Genomic DNA, 16,332 nt, shown 5'->3' on the forward strand with positions numbered 1-16,332 from the left:
GTGAGCCATCTCATAGCCAAAAAAGTAATCCGCTCCGAAATCACCATTACTTAAGCGCTACCAAGGTTAATAAGAGAATTTAAAGCGTTTTGCATATTAATGTAAGCAAGACAAGTGACCAATTTGGGCTAGCCATTTATAAATTTCAATCCGATACTGCAGACTAATTGTTATCAATAGGTTTGCTCATGCCCGCACAGAAAATCATCAGTCAGTGGCGCATTCTTCAACCTATCCATTTTGTGCTTGGCCTGCTCATCCTGCTGACCGCCTCATTATTACTGTGGCAACACTATGGCATGAATTTATATTTACGCTTTGACCCCGGCAATTTTAATAAAATCAGTGCCAGTGACGACAGAGATAATAATGGTGGAAAAAGTATTGGTTTAATTAGCATCAACCCCAAATACTGGCGCTTAGACTGCCAGCTTAATAAAGGTCATCGCACCCCATATTGTTCGATTGATTTCGACTTGAGCAATGGCACGCAAGGAATTGATTTATCCAAATATACAGACATTACCATTCGCTATCGCTATCAAAATACGCGTGAACAAGTCAATTTAGTGATGGTTAATTTCAACCCCGAATATAGTATTGAAAGTGATTATCGCAGTCAGAAATTTACCGAGGTTTACCTGCCCGGAGCTGCAGGCTGGAGCACGCAAACCCTTAAATGGCATCAATTTAATGTGGCTTCATGGTGGATTGCTGATAAAAAAATACCACCTAAATGGACAAATAATGAATTTAGTAATATAAGAGAAATTCGTCTGGCAACAGGCCTTTATCCGGAACTGTCCAATATCCGGATTGATCTGGCTTATATCGAGTTTCGTGGCAAATGGATCAATAACGATACTTTGCAACTATTACTTCTTTTATTATGGGGAGGCACTGCCGCCGTCTGGCTGCTCAGTGAATTACGCCGGTCAATGCAAGCTTTACAACGCAGCCATGCCAGGCAAAAAGATTTGGAAAATGCCCAACAGCATTTGCAGGAAACCAATCAATTACTTGCTGAGCGCAGCATGCGTGATCCGCTAACTCTCGCGTTTAATCGGGAGGGGCTGAGTATATTACTTGCCAAAGAAACACCCGATACACCAGGCAGCATTATTTTTATTGATATTGATTACTTTAAAAAAATTAATGATCACTATGGCCATGGAACGGGAGATCAAGTGCTTTGCCAGCTGGTTCAGCATATTCAGCAGCAAATTCGCCCAAGCGAACAACTGATTCGTCTGGGGGGAGAAGAATTTATTTTACTATGCCAGCACAGCAATCTGGCACAGGCAGAGCGCCTCGCTGAAAAGCTGCGTTTATGGCTGTTCAGCCAAAGCTGGCCCGCAGAAATCCCACTGAGCTGCAGCTTTGGCGTCGCAGAGCGGCAAAAAGGTGAACAATTTGAAGCCACGCTGCACAGAGCAGATCTGGCGCTCTACCGCGCAAAAGCCGGCGGACGTAATCGGGTGGAAGTGGCAGAGTAAAGACGACCTGGCTATAAAAAACCCAATCCCGAACCACAAAGAATTCATTTGCAAAACTTGGTTTTACCTGGTGAAACTTTAAGTTCTCTGTGGTTCGCTATTAAGCCTTAGCAGGATAAGCAGAATATCCCACTCAGCAGCGAGTGCTTTGCATCTTTTCTATGGGGGCAAGGCCTTGCTCTTTACTCCCCCTTATTTGCCCCCTCCTCCTGGCACCTTGTTTTCCGCCTGCAGGCTGCTCTGGCCATCCCCCCATCGGGAAAATCCCGTAGTTTTTTGAAAAGCACTACATTTTCTTGATTTAGATCTATATTTTTTGCTGCGTACGGTTTAGCATTGCTCATAAATCAAGCCGCAATCAGAAAATGTAAAGGTGCAACATGACAAAAGTAGTCGTCGTTGGCAGCATAAATATGGATTTAGTGGTCCATACCCAGCAGTTTCCCCGCATGGGCGAAACGCTGTTTGGCGAGCAGTTTGCAACGCATCCGGGTGGCAAAGGGGCCAATCAGGCCGTGGCCGCACAGCGCCTTGGCGCTTCGGTTGCGATGGTGGGCTGTGTCGGCAATGACGAATTTGGCCAAACGCTGACCGCGGGTCTGGCGGCGGAAGGGATTGATACCCGCTGGCTTAAAACCAGCCCGGATACGGCTACCGGTGTGGCGCTGATTACGCTCTGCCAGGGAGACAACGCCATTGTGGTAGTGCCAGGCGCAAATATGCAGCTTAGCCCAAGCGATATCAGCACTGCCGAGGCCGCCTTTATCGATGCCGACGTGATTCTGGCCCAGCTGGAAATTCCTTTAGATACGGTGCTGGCCGCGGCGAAGCTCGCTCAGAAACACGGTAAGCCTTTCTTTCTGAACCCCGCTCCTGCGCAGGCTTTACCCGCTGAATTACTGGCGCTGTGCACCCTGCTCACTCCGAATGAATTTGAGCTGCTGGAAGCACTTGGTGAATCAGAAGCAGATTGGAAAACCGTCCTGGCTAAGCACGCAGCGGTGATGACCAAGGGCAGTGATGGTGCCTGGTTTAATCAGGGCGGGCAACTTCAGCACCAGGCAGGCTTTAAGGTAGATCTGGCCGACAGCACCGGCGCAGGCGACACCTTTAACGGTGCACTCGCCACTTTCTGGCACCTGGGCATTGCAGAAGCCACAAAAAGAGCCAGCGCAGCAGGTGCATTATCAGTCACCCGCGCTGGCGCGCAGGGCGGCATGCCCACCCTTGCAGAACTCGAACAATTCTTAAAGAAACAATCATGAAAAAGCACGGCATTTTAAACAGCGATATCGCACGCGTACTCGCCCAATTGGGCCACACCGACAGCATTGTAATTGCCGACTGCGGCTTGCCGATTCCTGATCATGTAGAGCGCATCGATCTGGCACTCAAACTGGGCCAGCCCAGCTTTGTGGACACGCTGCAGGAAATCCTTGCCGACATGCAGGTAGAGCGTGCCGTATTTGCCACAGAATGCCTGGCAAAAAATCCAACAGTTGCAGCTCAGGCACAAGCCATGCAATCGTCAGGTATTAGTATTGATTTTGTCAGCCATGAAGAATTCAAACAGCTGTGCCACAAAGCCAGGGCGGTGATCCGCACCGGCGAAGCATCGCCCTACGCCAATATCATTTTGCATTCGGGCGTCATTTTCTAAAGCTGGCTTATGCCTTTTTTTGCCCTGCTGCTACAGCGCTTTTATGTATTTTTTACAACCCTCAGTCATTAAAAACCAAGGCTTTCGTATGCTGATCCAAATGCAAGGCATCAATAAATCTTTTGGCCCGGTTAAGGTGCTGGAAGGCGTGGATTTTGCGCTGGAACGCGGCGAGATCCATGCGCTGATGGGTGAAAACGGCGCGGGTAAATCCACGCTGATGAAAATCCTCACCGGCATTTACCCAAGCGACGCTGGCCGTATTCATGTGGATGGCCGCGAAGTAGCCATTCACAGCCCCAAAGAAGCCGAAGCGCTGGGCATTGCCATCATTCACCAGGAGCTGAACCTGATCCGTGAATTATCGGTGATGGATAATCTGTTTTTAGGGCGTGAAAAAACCCGTGGCGGCTGGCTGAAATCCGGCGAAATGCGCGCGCTTTGCCGCGAATATCTGGCCCTCTTAGGCATTACAAATATCGACCCGGACCAGGAAGCAGGCAGCTTATCTATCGGCCAGCAGCAAATGGTGGAGATTGCCAAAGCGCTGTCACTCAACGCGCAAGTCCTGATTATGGATGAGCCCACAGCTGCGCTCAGCAATCGGGAAATCGAAGTCTTATTCAAGCTGATGCAGGATTTAAAAGCACGCGGTGTAGGCATTGTGTATGTATCGCACCGTATGGAAGAAATCTTTCAGGTTTGCGATCGCATCTCGGTATTGCGGGATGGCCAGTTTGTAGGCACCCGCGTGATCAAAGAAACGCGCTTTGATGAAATCGTCAGAATGATGGTGGGACGTGAAATTGGTGACCGCTACCCCAAGCGAAGCAGCGCCCCTGGGGCTGTGCGTTTTAAGGTAGAAAACCTCGCAGATGATCACACCATCAGCGGGATCAATTTTGAAATTCGCCAGGGTGAAGTGCTGGGTGTAGCGGGCCTGATGGGTGCGGGGCGCAGCGAAATTGCCCATAGCCTTTTTGGACTCTCGCCTAAATCAGCAGGACAAATCTGGCTGGATGGTAAGCAAGTACATTGCAATTCAGCGATAGAGGCCATCAGCCACGGCATAGGCTATGTCACAGAAGACAGAAAATCACAGGGCCTTGTGCTGGGTTTATCGGTAAAAGAAAACATCAGCCTGACTCATACCCCAAGCAAAATGGGTGTGATTGACCACGATGCCGAAAGTAAAAACGTTAGCGAAATGATACGCAAGCTGTCTGTCCGTACCCGTGATGCTGATTTAGAAGTGAAATCACTATCAGGCGGTAATCAGCAAAAAGTGGTGTTTGCAAAATGGCTGGGAATTCATCCCAAGGTGCTGTTTTTAGACGAACCCACCCGCGGGGTTGATGTAGGCGGCAAGGCCGAGATTTACCACATTATTAATGAGCTGGCCGCCAGTGGCGTCGCCATTTTAATGATCTCATCCGAGCTGCCCGAAGTACTCGCCATGAGCGATCGCATCCTGGTGATGCACCAGGGACAAAGCGCCGGCATTTTCGACGCGAAAACGGCCACCCAAGAATCAATTATGCACGCCGCCACCGGAGGCCAGTAATCATGAACCAAAGCCAAAAAGCCACACTACAAAAACTGGGCCCCCTGCTCGCACTGCTGCTTATTTCCGGCGTTTTGTCGGTGATGAGCCGTGATTTTCTCACCGTTAATAATCTGCTGAATGTGCTGCGCCAGGTATCGATCAATGCACTGATCGCCTTTGGTATGACCTTTGTGATTTTGCTGGGAGGGATTGATTTATCTGTCGGCGCAGTACTGGCACTCTCTTCTGTAGCCATTGCCAGCATGATGGCGGCCGGTGTTGATCCGGTACTTGCAACCTTATTTGGCGTATTGGCGGGTGCAGCGCTGGGTGCTGTCAACGGCATTATTATTAGCCGCGGCAAGGTCGCCCCCTTTATTGCCACCCTTGGCACCATGACGGTATTTCGCGGCTTGGCGCTGGTGGCATCAGATGGCCGCCCGATTACTGGCTTTAACAGCGACTTTTTTTCTATGCTGGGTGCAGGCTATATCGGCAATCTGATTCCTGTACCTGTGCTAACCACAACACTTGCCTTTATTGCTCTTTGGTTTGTACTCAAAAAAACCGTATTTGGCCGCCATGTTTATGCAGTGGGCGGCAATGAAGAAGCCTCGCTGATCTCTGGCGTAAAAGTAAACCGTGTCAAGCTTTGGGTTTACACCCTTTCTGGTGGCTTATCGGCCCTGGCAGGTGTCATCCTCACATCTCGCTTGAACTCCGCCCAGCCCAATGCAGGCATGGGATACGAGCTGGACGCCATTGCAGCGGTTGTTTTAGGCGGCACCAGCTTATCCGGTGGCCGGGGCTGGATTGTCGGCACCCTGATCGGCGCAGTGTTGATAGGGGTTCTCAATAATGGCTTGAACTTACTATCTGTGTCATCATTTTACCAGCAAGTTATTAAGGGAAGCGTTATCCTGCTGGCAGTATTACTGGACAGAAGTGCTAAGAAATAAAGGGCTGCGGGGATCACGCCCTTAAAGCCACAACACCAGAGAATGATAATTTAACAGTTGGGCTTAGCGGGCTTGTCCGCCGATTTGCATCACCCCCGCTAACCCTGGCTGCACATTCCCTTTTGTTAATAGGGCGGGTCCCTTCCCCCCTGTTTTTCAAGCCTGGCAATATATCGCCAGGCTAAAAAGAAGCACTCAATGGCGCAGAAGTCGCCAGTGCTAATGTCGTCGTCCTTCACACACAAGGCTTTAAACATGAAAACTTGGCTCAAACCTCTTCTGATCGCCTCAATGGCCCTTGCTTTCTCTGCCTGCTCCAAGCAAGGCCCGGAAAGCGCAGCACCAGCGGCTTCTGCCCCGCCGGTTGCCGAAACTGCAAGCAGCAATACAGTTGGCTTAGCGGTTTCCACCCAAAACAATCCTTTCTTTGTCACCTTAAAACAAGGTGCAGAGGAAGCAGCCAAAGCCAATGGCCTGACGCTGATTACCGTAGACGCGCAAGACGATGCGGCTAAACAAATTGCCAGCATCGAAGATTTAATCCAGAAAAAAGTAAAAGTGATTCTGATTAACCCAACAGACTCTGATGCGCTGGTGTCTGCCGTTAAACAAGCGAATGCGGCAAAAATCCCCGTGATTACACTGGATCGCAGCGTCAATGGCGGCGAAGTGGTCAGCCATATTGCTTCAGATAATGTAGCGGGCGGCAAAATGGCAGCAGCGTTTCTGCTGGAAAAAATCGGCAAGCAAGGTGAAATCGCCGAGCTGGAAGGCATTGCCGGCTCTTCTGCCGCGCGTGAGCGTGGCCAGGGCTTTCATGCCGGAGTGGATGCTGAAAAAGGCGTAAAAGTCGCCGCCAAACAGCCTGCTGATTTTGATCGCGCTAAAGGCTTGTCTGTGATGGAAAACATCCTGCAAGGCAATAAAAAGATTAAAGCCGTATTTGCCCACAACGATGAAATGGCTCTGGGTGCAGTACAAGCGCTTGAAGCTGCTGGCCTGAAAAATGTCGTTGTAGTGGGCTTTGATGCCACAGCAGATGCTGTGGCTGCAGTAAAAGCCGGCAAAATGGCCGCTACCGTACAACAAAAACCTGAGCTGATCGGCAAAATGGGGATTGAAGCGGCTAAGAAAATTATCGACGGCCAGGCACCAGAGAAAAATATTCCAGTGCCTTTAGAGCTGGTTAAGTAAGTCATAAAAAAGCCTGCATCTTGTGATGCAGGCTTTTTTAATTAGCATCAGTCAGCTGCTCAATTAAAACTCACCCATTTCTTTTAATTCGCTGGCAACAATGGATGCAGCAGCCTGATTTAAAACTATTTGTGCGGCAATCAGCGCCATACGATCAGAAGCCGTGATCGCATGATATTGATCATCAGACTTATTCTTCCAAAACACTTCACTCTCTGGCGTTAAAGGCTGAACAAAAGCCAGCATCAGATCGTCATCATCAAATGCATATTCCACCAGGGTGGCCTGATTTGAATCAGTGATTGTTTTCATTTTTGCGCTGGATGAGCTGATCTTCACATCGGGTTCATGATGATCAGCTTCAAAAAAAGCCATGCCCATTTGAGCATCAAGATTCATACCGATTGCGGAGTATTCAATTACGAATTCTTCGCTGTATTCACCCAGATCAAAACTGGCAAGCAAATCTTCCCAAAATTCTTTTTCTATCAATTCAAATGCTTTCATAATGCACTGGCACCAGATTAAAAAAACACTTTAAATGAGCATATATCAACATGCCAATCATCTTTTAACCTTAAATCTGCCCTAAAAACCAATTCACAATATAAAAATGGTCTTCAAACAGCTCGGCTTCCATACGGTTAAATTCAAATAACGGCACCCATTTAGCCCGCTCTGCATCATCCCCGCCACGCACCTTAGGCAAGCCCTCACCAGTGGGCGTAAGCTCAATTAAAAACGCATGGGTAATGGTGCGCCCGCGCAAGGATCTGTGCGGATGATCAAAAACCCGTGAAGAGCGAATCGAGCCCGCCAGCACCGGCGCAGGCACTTTTAAACGCGTTTCATCACGCAGCTCCCGGATCACCGCATCTTTAACCAGCTCATCCTGATTAATAAACCCGCCCGGCAAGGCCCACAGCCCTCGCCCCGGCAAGTTTTTGCGCCGCACCAGCAAAATATGCCCGGAGTGAATCACCACCGCATCCACAGTAACAAAAGTAGGCGGATAGGGCGCCGCCGACCAAGCCTTGCGATAGTCCTGCACAAAGCGCCATTCTGCCTCCAGATTGGCATATACATCACCAGAGCGAAACGCTTGTAAATGCGCATAGACAGGCGCAGGTAATTTATCGGCACAAAGCCCTGCCCCGCCATCGGCAAACAGATTACGCCGCACTTGCGAGGCATGAATGCCCGCTATCTCGGGCACTTCAACCCGCTGCCACTGCGGGAACAGATCAAGGTAATACGTGTGTTTGCTGCGGCTGCTGCCCACAATGCCTACTTTAAACTGCGCTTCCCGGCTGCCAAGGCTGGCGGTATCCACCGCGATCACTTTATCCACGAGGCTTTGCACCTCGGTCACCCACTGCTGATCGTTGTACATCCGGTCCGAGCATCCCACCACAAACACTCTGTCCTGCATCTGCGGCGGCAAGGCGGCCCGCAACATCGCTTCGCGCTCAGGTACTGTCCATGGGTTGCGCGGGTTTCTGGCCTGACGCGCCGAGCCGCAAATCACAATCAGCTTGCCCGCCCGCTCTAAAGCCGCCTTCACCACCTGCAAATGCCCAAGATGGAAAGGCTGAAAGCGCCCAATAAATACGAGGTAATCCAGCATTATTCAATCACCCGTCATTTAATCTGATATAGGAAAGAAGCCCGAAAGAAATCACAAGCTTCAAACTTAAATGGCAAAAAAAGGCGGGTAACAAACCCGCCCTTTTTTCTTAAATGCTGCTTACTGGTAATAACGCTTGGAGAACTCCAACATACGTTCGATCGGCAGGCGGGCGTTATCCATTTGCTCACTGTTCAGGTAATCAATGCGTGTGCCCTCGCCCGCTTGAGCGCGTTTTACTGCATCGATCGTGTTCATCTTCATATAAGGACAGGAATTACACTGACAGCCCGCGTAAATCGGAGCTTGTTTGATATTCAAGTCAGGCCGGGCAAGGCCCATATTGTAGAGAATGCCGTCTTCAGTCGCGACAAAGATGACCGCATCCGGCTCTTTATCAAACGATTTAATCCAATTCAGCATGCCCGATGTGGAGCCCACATAATCTGCCTGCTGCAACACAGGCAGCGGGCTTTCCGGGTGAGCAATCAGGTATTTGGCGCCTGTTACGGCGGCAAATGCTTCATCCAGCGCGGCCTGGTTGAATTTATCGTGCACTTCGCACACAGCGCTCCACAGCGGCATATCGTAGCCATACTGGAAGTTTAAATACGCGCCCATATTGCGGTCTGGCGAGAACGCCACCTTTTTACCCTCGGCATAAAGGCTGGCGATAATGTCATCCACATTACGGCTGGTAACAATCCAATCCGATAAAGCCTTATGCTCCGCCGAGGAATTAATATAAGAAACGTGCACGTAATCAGCATGCTCTTCACGCCATTTTTGTAAGGCGGCCACGTCGGTTTGGGTGACTAAGGAACAAGTGGAGCCGCTGGCCGGCAAAATCACCTCAGCCTGCGGGTTAAGAATCTTGGCGGTTTCAGCCATAAAACGCACGCCGGCAAACACAATAACGTCTGCACCGCATTCTTTAGCATATAAAGACAGCTCTAAACTATCGCCAACTTTGTCGGCCATCTGCTGGATTTCAGGCTGGGTATAGTAATGCGCAAGTGTGACAACACGTTTGGACATGGGAATTCCTCCAATGAAAGGCGCCGCCGTCATCCCGGCAGCATAAAAAATAATGTATTGCTGACGACAAACAGCATCACCAGTATCCCTGGCAAGCGTCAGCAGCCATAAGCGTACCATAACTTAGCCTTTAAATATCAAGCCACTATCTATTTAACCCCCTTTTCAGGTAGAAAAATGCGCAGATAGTGCTTGACGAAGCAGGGGCTCATCTTCATAATGCGACTCCTCTTCTGACGCAACGACAGAAAAGAAAACGAAACAAAGCAGTGATGCGGGAATAGCTCAGTTGGTAGAGCACTACCTTGCCAAGGTAGATGTCGGGAGTTCGAGCCTCCTTTCCCGCTCCAGTAAATCGTTGTAGAAATAAAGTAAGATGCGGGAATAGCTCAGTTGGTAGAGCACTACCTTGCCAAGGTAGATGTCGGGAGTTCGAGCCTCCTTTCCCGCTCCACTTATTTTAGTTCTGTAGTAAAAGCATGACAGATGCGGGAATAGCTCAGTTGGTAGAGCACTACCTTGCCAAGGTAGATGTCGGGAGTTCGAGCCTCCTTTCCCGCTCCATTTCATGTAGAATCAAATCAATGCGGGAATAGCTCAGTTGGTAGAGCACTACCTTGCCAAGGTAGATGTCGGGAGTTCGAGCCTCCTTTCCCGCTCCAAATTTTAAGAATAAAGATTTTATCCTTTATTTAAGTAACCATGGCGGAGTAGCAAAATGGTTATGCAGCGGCTTGCAAAGCCGTCTACGCCGGTTCGATTCCGGCCTCCGCCTCCAGTAGAATTAAAGTTAAAGCCCTGATTAATCAGGGCTTTTTCTTTGCCTGCTATTCCTGTAGCTGCTTTTTCGTGAAAACGCCCAAAACAGCCTTTACTTTGAAAAATAGCACGCCATTTTTTGGCTGGTCGTGCTGGTGATCAGCACAAGCTTTCACCCTCTAAGTTCTTTACCCCTCCAAATCGTCTTCCGCTTTATCCGCGTACTGCAATGCAATTGCCTGAAACTGCGCCGCCACCCTTATAAAACCATCAATTAAATCCGGATCAAAATGCTTACCCTTACCCTCCAGGATAATCGCTACCGATTTCTCGTGCGAAAAAGCCTCTTTATAGACCCGCTTACTCACTAAAGCATCGTAGACATCTGCCACGGCCATCAGCCTTGCTGACAAGGGGATCTCATCACCTTTCGCCCCCTGGGGATAGCCCGACCCATCCCATTTTTCCTGGTGCCCATAAGCGATCTCCCTAGCATAGCGCAAAAAAACGCTTTCCTCGCCCAGCATTCGCTCTACTTCACGAATAATATTGCGCCCATAGGTAGGGTGATTCTTCATAATGGTAAACTCGTCATCAGTGAGCTTTGCAGGCTTATGCAAAATAGCATCCGGCACACCCACCTTGCCAATATCATGCAAAGGGGCAGATTTGGCCATTCCAGCAATGCTTTCCTGATCAAGCTGATGAATAAATCGCGGATGATGAGCCACCGCCCCGGCAAGGCAGCGCAAATATTCCTGAGTACGCTTCAGATGTAAGCCTGTTTCCTCATCCCGCAGCTCGGCCATTACACCCATTGCCAGGATTGTTGCATCCTGAATTTTCAGCAGCTCCTGAGTGCGCTGCTCCACACGCTCTTCCAGAGTCTGGTTATAAAGACGAATTGAGTTTTTTAAATCCTGAATCGTAATATGATTTTTGACTCTGGCCTGCACAATGGCCGGATTAAGCGGCTTATGAATATAATCCACCGCCCCCGCATTAAAGCCATTAATCTCATCCGCTTCCTGCGTTTTAGCAGTCAGAAAAATAACCGGAATATCATTCGTTTTGCTCCTGGCCTTCAGACGCTGACATACCTCAATTCCATCCATATTTGGCATCATCACATCCAGCAAAACCAGATCAGGAACCGGATCCCTCTCGGCAAGGACTAATGCCTGCTCACCATTATTTGCGATGCGCAGTTTATAGGTATCTTTCAGGCAATCATTCAGCACAGCCAGATTAGCAGGCGTGTCATCCACCAATAAAATTGTCCGGCGATAATTAAACTCTGCATCGAGCATAAGATTTCCCTACAATTTTTTCCCGATCAGCGTAAGGCTCTCTAAAGCCCGTTCAAAATCAAATGTATTAATTGCTTCCCCCAGACGATCAAGTAAGACCACTTCAACCCACCCTTCCAGTTGCTCACGTAAACGGTAATACACATCAACCGAATCACCATCACAATCATCCAAAAGAGCTGACAGCTGTTTGATCAACAAGCATATTTGCTCTGCATCCGGCGGATTTTTCTGTGGTTTTATAAATTGAGTATAGCCACGGCCAACCGTGCCAAGCATGTGATTGAGCGCTGATTTAAAAGGATAAGCTGCAGCGCCCTCATCTGCGGGATAAAGCTGAAGCTGCCGCTCCAGCTGCCCGGCAGCCAGCATCAAATCATGCATACCCAAAGTACCCGCCACCCCTTTTATCGAGTGAACCCAGCGCTCGGCCCCCTTGGCATCCGTCTTTAACAAGTGCTGAAGCTGCTCGTACCCCCCTTGATAATCCTGATAAAACTGCTTAAAAAGATGCGTGATCAGTGCTTTATTCCCCCCCAGCCGCTGCAAAACCTCTTGTGTATTTATGCCTGGTAAATGGGGAAGTACAGACTCATCAGACACTTTGCTTACTTTTTTACCATCCTCAGGCTGAGGGCGGACAGCCTGCCCAGCCCATTTTGCAACCGTTGAAAACAGCTCATGGGGTTGCACAGGCTTAGTAATATAGTCATTCATCCCCAAATCCAGGCAGCGCTGACGCTCATCCGACATGGCATGCGCTGTCATCGCCACAATGGCCAGAGAATTAAAACGGGGTTCAGAGCGAATTAATTGCGTAGCCTGATGGCCATCCACCACCGGCATTTGTAAATCCATTAAAATCAAATCACAAGGCAAAGGATCAATGGATAACCAGCCCAGCGCCTCCCCGCCATGCTGAGCAATAATGACGCGGGCCCCTGCATTAGTTAACAGCTCATAAGCCACCTGCTGATTAAGCACATTGTCTTCAACCAATAAAATACGCACACCATCAAGACGCTGCACAGGCCCGCTCACCAGATCGGGCAAAACCTGCTCGGCCGAGCGCATCAGCCACAATGACACATAAAATGTACTCCCCTGCTGAGGCGTGCTTTCAATCCAGATTCGCCCTTTCATCAGCTCAACCAAACGCTTGCAAATAGATAAACCCAAGCCCGTGCCACCAAATTTCCGGGTGGTAGAGCTATCCGCCTGAGAAAAAGGCTTAAACAACCGGGCGATTTGTGCTGCGGATAAGCCTATTCCTGTGTCTTTTACTGCAATTTGCAAATGCACCCGCTGCTCCTCAGCTTCAAGCAGCCTGATTTGCACCCGTACCTCACCCTCAGGGGTAAATTTAATCGCATTGCCAACCAAATTATTTAATATTTGCCCAATACGCAGAGAATCTCCCAATAAAGAAAGATCACAATCTGCAGCTTGCTCTATATAGAGCCGCAAGCCTTTTTCTTCTGCTTTTAATGTATAAAGGGCAGCCAGTTTTTCTAAAACAGATTCAAGCCTGAAAGGCAATATCTCCATTTGCAGGCGATTGGCCTCAATTTTAGAAAAATCCAGAATATCATTCAGAATATGTAATAAAGATTCAGCGGTACAACTGGTTTTAGTTAAATAATCTCTTTGCTGTTTGTTTAAATCTGTATTTAATGCCAGATGAGTCATTCCAATAATCGCATTCATCGGGGTGCGTATTTCATGGCTCATATTGGCTAAAAAATCACTTTTAAGCCGGTTGGCCTGATCAGAAGCCTCTTTTGCTTTAATCAGCGCCTCTTCGGTGGCCTTACGCAACTCAATATTGTCGTATACCGTCACAAAATGCGTGACGTTATCCGCGGCATCCCGGATAGGTGACACCGAAACTGACATCCAGACGACCTGCCCCGATTTGCAGCAATGCCGGACATCGCGCCGCCATTCATCCCCGCGCAATAAGCTTTGCCACATTTCCTGATAAGCCAGCAAATTAATCTCACCAGAAAGCAGCAAATCGGGGGTTTTACCTTTAATTTCTGCTAATGAATAACCAAATGTCTGCTCAAACTTTGGATTTAAATACTCAATCGCCGCTTGCGCATCTGTAATCAGCACCGGCACAGGATTGGCCTCAATGGCGGCAGAAAGCTGACGCAATTGAACCGCCGCCTGTTTTTGATCTGAAATATCAAAAATAATCCCATCCAGATATTCTGCTTGCTGAGCAGCATTTCTGACAATTTGTCCGCGCTCAAGCACCCAGCGGATTGCCCCGCTGGCATGGGCAATCCGATATTCCACCGAATAGCGGTCTGGCCCGGCTAAGGCGGTATGAATCGTTTTTTCAAGCAGCGCCAAATCTTCTCGCAACACTAAAGTGCCATAGCTGTGCGTGAGGTGAGGCAAAAGAAAATGTGCAGGAGAGTAGCCCGTCAGCACTTCAATTTCATCATTGATATAGTGCATCCCGCGTGGATACTCGATCTGCCCCCGAAAAACCACACCCGGAACATTGCCTGCAAGCGTGCGAAATTGCGCCTCCTGCTGCAGTAATGCAGCCTCGGCCTGCTGCCGCTCACTCAGCAAGCTTCCCATCAGCACAGAAAGCTGCTCAAGCCCGGCGCTCTCTTTGCCCAGCGCCGGGCGCCCAAGGCTGGCTTGTAAACGATTTGCCGTTTCCCATAAAGCATCAATCGCCCTCTGCCTTGTCAGCACCTCCTGGCGCAAAGTGCTGTTGGCCTTGCTCAGCTCATCCGAGCTGATTTGCAAGCTGCGCGAGCCCAGAGCCACATCCCGGTCAAACTGCTGATACGACTCATCAATGGCCAGCAATAAACGCCTGAAATTACCCAGCAATACCGCCACAGACCGGTCACGAATATCAACCGCAGCCAAATCTGCCGCCTGCAGCATCGCCTCCACCGCCTGCTCATCAGCCCAAGCCAGGTAGCGCTTTAACTGACGTGCGAGCAATTTATTCATACGGCTGATCACTCAAAATACTGATCGTCATCGTTTGATTGTGTAATTTACAGCCTGTTGCACCCAGCAAAGGGCTGATTTCGCCATAAGAATAAAACCCAGCCAGACTTATTTGCGGGCCAAGCACCCCGGCCACCGCTTCTATTTCTTCATCAACACGCCCCCCCATCACCAATTTACGCCCCACACAACTGACCAGCAGGCCCAGCCCGCTGACCGCGCCATTGAGCGCTCTGGCTGCCAGAGCCGCTGATTCAGCTCCATCAGCCAAGGCATCATTACTTGCATGCATCAGCCGCAAATAGCCATCACTAAGTAAATCTCCTGCCAGAGTCAGGCTGCCACTGGCCTCATCAACCCCCAAAATAGTACGAACTACACCCACTGCCGAATGATCCTGCCCAAGCATCTCAAACGGAAACAGCAGGCCGGAAGAAGGCAACTGCCCGGCGTATTCCCCCAGATAGCGCTTATAAACATCCAAGGCAGGCTCATCATCAAGCTCGTACAAAACATTACCCTCATGACGGCTGACCCGCCGTGCCGGGCCAAAGGGCTTCCACCCGCCATAAGAGCCATGCCCCACAGATACCCCGGCAGGAATCGCCATCGCCACCACGGCATCAGCAGCAACCCCGGCCGGGCTGAGCACTACCGTCTGGTTGAATGCCGTGCCATCTCCGGCAAGCCCTCCCATGATGGGCACGCCCGCAGGCAAACCACGTTCCAGCCCGGCTACCAGGGCGCTGCCATTGATATTCACGCCCTGAGCAAACAGCAAAACGCCAGACAAAGGCTGCTGAAGCTGCTCTGCCAGCCGCTGCCCGGCCTGTTCGCTGTCCTGCATATCCTGCAATTGCGTCAATGCACACTGAGGCACCCCAAACCGCCAGTGAATAGCGGTAATCACGCAGCCATCCTCTCCAACGCCACCTGCAGAAATCTCGCCAGCAGTTGAACAGCCCAGTAATACTGCGGAAGGAAAACTTTGCCTGAGCACACTGAATAAAGGGGTATCAGCCAAAAATGCCCGGCTGCCGAACACCAGCAGCCACTGAGGCTCAATGGCCTTTAATTCATCCAGCTGGCTGGCAAGCTGATCAAACTGCCCTAATTTAATTTGTGCAATTTGCATCGCAGCACTCCTTGTTCATGGCTTAATTCAAGTCTAGTAAAATTAATCCATTGCACAAAACCTTCAGCCTTAAGAAACAATCAGCAGCAAAATCGTTTACCCCCCTCCTCATGTGGCAAAGCCCGGGCAGCAGAAAATAGCCCGCTTTAAAAAAAGTATTACAAAACCAGAACCCGGCAGAATCAGAGAGCGGCAATCAGTCAAAAATATTTTTTACTATAATTCAATCACCTAGCCACCTTATCCATAAAATGAGCCAGATCCGGCAACCATGCCCGCTCCACCCTGATAAAAATTATTGTGGCAGGGGTATTGCAATAATTTCGAAACGCGATAGAATGCACGCCTGTTGTCGCTGACGCAGTTTGAAACAAGCATAAAAAAACAGGCGGGATATAAAAATTCAGCCAGTTGCCAAAGAAAAAAATTCATCTTTGATTTATGCCAGTCAAATGCAAAGCAAATGATGTTGAAATGCCCGGGTGGTGAAATTGGTAGACACAAGGGACTTAAAATCCCTCGCTTATGGCGTATCGGTTCAAGTCCGATCCCGGGCACCACACTCAAGCAGCAAAACTTTAAACCCGCACCCGATAAGGCTTAGCGGGTTTTTTGTTGCCTGC

The 16,332-nt window shown here is 49.5% G+C and carries 12 protein-coding genes and 6 tRNA genes; 12 read left to right on the forward strand and 6 right to left on the reverse strand.

Features of this window, described 5'->3' with window-relative positions; all coding sequences use genetic code 11:
• The first annotated feature begins 188 nt into the window (after window positions 1-188).
• From HA050_RS00315 to rbsB, 6 genes are all read left to right on the forward strand, one after another.
• Window positions 189-1,496 (forward strand): GGDEF domain-containing protein, encoded by a 1,308-nt coding sequence (locus tag HA050_RS00315; protein WP_166820652.1) that lies wholly within the window; start codon window positions 189-191, stop codon window positions 1,494-1,496.
• Between the two features lie 380 nt (window positions 1,497-1,876).
• Window positions 1,877-2,761, forward strand: a complete 885-nt coding sequence (rbsK, locus tag HA050_RS00320) for a ribokinase (RefSeq protein WP_166820653.1) — start codon at window positions 1,877-1,879, stop codon at window positions 2,759-2,761.
• On the forward strand, window positions 2,758-3,156 hold the full coding sequence (rbsD, locus tag HA050_RS00325; RefSeq protein WP_166820655.1) for a D-ribose pyranase: 399 nt from the start codon (window positions 2,758-2,760) through the stop codon (window positions 3,154-3,156). Before rbsK ends, rbsD begins: the two co-directional genes overlap by 4 nt.
• Before the next feature lie 88 nt (window positions 3,157-3,244).
• The gene (locus HA050_RS00330; RefSeq protein WP_166820657.1) at window positions 3,245-4,720 is read left to right on the forward strand and encodes a sugar ABC transporter ATP-binding protein; all 1,476 of its coding nucleotides are present in this window, start codon (window positions 3,245-3,247) and stop codon (window positions 4,718-4,720) included.
• 2 nt (window positions 4,721-4,722) lie between these two features.
• A complete protein-coding gene (locus HA050_RS00335; RefSeq protein WP_166820659.1) occupies window positions 4,723-5,661 on the forward strand; it encodes an ABC transporter permease subunit in 939 nt (312 codons plus the stop codon).
• A 255-nt stretch (window positions 5,662-5,916) separates the two neighbouring features.
• A complete protein-coding gene (gene rbsB, locus HA050_RS00340; RefSeq protein WP_099399469.1) occupies window positions 5,917-6,855 on the forward strand; it encodes a ribose ABC transporter substrate-binding protein RbsB in 939 nt (312 codons plus the stop codon).
• Window positions 6,856-6,918: 63 nt separating this feature from the next.
• Here rbsB and HA050_RS00345 read toward each other — a convergent pair whose 3' ends face one another.
• From HA050_RS00345 to nadA, 3 genes are all read right to left on the reverse strand, one after another.
• Window positions 6,919-7,362 (reverse strand): hypothetical protein, encoded by a 444-nt coding sequence (locus tag HA050_RS00345; RefSeq protein ID WP_166820661.1) that lies wholly within the window; start codon window positions 7,360-7,362, stop codon window positions 6,919-6,921.
• A gap of 70 nt (window positions 7,363-7,432) precedes the next feature.
• Window positions 7,433-8,482: a bifunctional nicotinamide-nucleotide adenylyltransferase/Nudix hydroxylase gene (locus HA050_RS00350; protein WP_166820663.1), complete on the reverse strand. Its 1,050-nt coding sequence runs from the start codon at window positions 8,480-8,482 to the stop codon at window positions 7,433-7,435.
• A 120-nt stretch (window positions 8,483-8,602) separates the two neighbouring features.
• Complete coding sequence (nadA, locus tag HA050_RS00355) at window positions 8,603-9,520, reverse strand: quinolinate synthase NadA (protein ID WP_166820666.1); 918 nt, start codon at window positions 9,518-9,520, stop codon at window positions 8,603-8,605.
• Between the two features lie 274 nt (window positions 9,521-9,794).
• Between nadA and HA050_RS00360 the strand changes: the two genes are divergently transcribed.
• The 5 genes from HA050_RS00360 to HA050_RS00380 all read left to right on the forward strand — a co-directional run bounded on the left by HA050_RS00360 (window position 9,795) and on the right by HA050_RS00380 (window position 10,298).
• Window positions 9,795-9,870, forward strand: a tRNA-Gly gene (locus HA050_RS00360).
• A gap of 28 nt (window positions 9,871-9,898) precedes the next feature.
• A tRNA-Gly gene (locus HA050_RS00365) sits at window positions 9,899-9,974 on the forward strand.
• A 34-nt stretch (window positions 9,975-10,008) separates the two neighbouring features.
• Window positions 10,009-10,084: transfer RNA gene (locus tag HA050_RS00370), tRNA-Gly, on the forward strand.
• Window positions 10,085-10,106: 22 nt separating this feature from the next.
• Window positions 10,107-10,182, forward strand: a tRNA-Gly gene (locus tag HA050_RS00375).
• A 42-nt stretch (window positions 10,183-10,224) separates the two neighbouring features.
• A tRNA-Cys gene (locus tag HA050_RS00380) sits at window positions 10,225-10,298 on the forward strand.
• Window positions 10,299-10,467: 169 nt separating this feature from the next.
• Here HA050_RS00380 and HA050_RS00385 read toward each other — a convergent pair.
• The 3 genes from HA050_RS00385 to HA050_RS00395 are packed head-to-tail and all read right to left on the reverse strand — an operon-like array spanning window position 10,468 to window position 15,709.
• Window positions 10,468-11,589, reverse strand: coding sequence for a response regulator (locus HA050_RS00385; RefSeq protein ID WP_166820669.1), 1,122 nt, complete (start codon window positions 11,587-11,589; stop codon window positions 10,468-10,470).
• A 9-nt stretch (window positions 11,590-11,598) separates the two neighbouring features.
• Complete coding sequence (locus tag HA050_RS00390) at window positions 11,599-14,574, reverse strand: ATP-binding protein (protein ID WP_166820672.1); 2,976 nt, start codon at window positions 14,572-14,574, stop codon at window positions 11,599-11,601.
• The gene (locus HA050_RS00395) at window positions 14,567-15,709 is read right to left on the reverse strand and encodes an FIST signal transduction protein (protein WP_166820675.1); all 1,143 of its coding nucleotides are present in this window, start codon (window positions 15,707-15,709) and stop codon (window positions 14,567-14,569) included. The genes HA050_RS00390 and HA050_RS00395 overlap by 8 nt, the downstream gene beginning before the upstream one ends.
• A 476-nt stretch (window positions 15,710-16,185) precedes the next feature.
• On the opposite strand from HA050_RS00395, the gene HA050_RS00400 reads away from it, so the two are divergent.
• Window positions 16,186-16,269: transfer RNA gene (locus HA050_RS00400), tRNA-Leu, on the forward strand.
• The last annotated feature ends 63 nt before the right edge of the window (window positions 16,270-16,332 follow it).

The organism is Iodobacter violaceini (assembly GCF_011601265.1).
Classification (GTDB): Bacteria; Pseudomonadota; Gammaproteobacteria; order Burkholderiales; family Chitinibacteraceae; genus Iodobacter; species Iodobacter violaceini.

Bases quoted from the DNA above. Each gene is read 5' to 3' on its own strand.
- HA050_RS00395 (WP_166820675.1), bottom strand. From the start codon at position 15,709: ATGCAAATTGCACAAATTAAATTAGGGCAGTTTGATCAGCTTGCCAGC.
- HA050_RS00330 (WP_166820657.1), top strand. From the start codon at position 3,245: ATGCTGATCCAAATGCAAGGCATCAATAAATCTTTTGGCCCGGTTAAG.
- rbsK (WP_166820653.1), top strand. From the start codon at position 1,877: ATGACAAAAGTAGTCGTCGTTGGCAGCATAAATATGGATTTAGTGGTC.
- HA050_RS00390 (WP_166820672.1), bottom strand. From the start codon at position 14,574: ATGAATAAATTGCTCGCACGTCAGTTAAAGCGCTACCTGGCTTGGGCT.
- HA050_RS00315 (WP_166820652.1), top strand. From the start codon at position 189: ATGCCCGCACAGAAAATCATCAGTCAGTGGCGCATTCTTCAACCTATC.
- HA050_RS00335 (WP_166820659.1), top strand. From the start codon at position 4,723: ATGAACCAAAGCCAAAAAGCCACACTACAAAAACTGGGCCCCCTGCTC.
- rbsB (WP_099399469.1), top strand. From the start codon at position 5,917: ATGAAAACTTGGCTCAAACCTCTTCTGATCGCCTCAATGGCCCTTGCT.
- nadA (WP_166820666.1), bottom strand. From the start codon at position 9,520: ATGTCCAAACGTGTTGTCACACTTGCGCATTACTATACCCAGCCTGAA.
- HA050_RS00385 (WP_166820669.1), bottom strand. From the start codon at position 11,589: ATGCTCGATGCAGAGTTTAATTATCGCCGGACAATTTTATTGGTGGAT.
- HA050_RS00350 (WP_166820663.1), bottom strand. From the start codon at position 8,482: ATGCTGGATTACCTCGTATTTATTGGGCGCTTTCAGCCTTTCCATCTT.
- HA050_RS00345 (WP_166820661.1), bottom strand. From the start codon at position 7,362: ATGAAAGCATTTGAATTGATAGAAAAAGAATTTTGGGAAGATTTGCTT.
- rbsD (WP_166820655.1), top strand. From the start codon at position 2,758: ATGAAAAAGCACGGCATTTTAAACAGCGATATCGCACGCGTACTCGCC.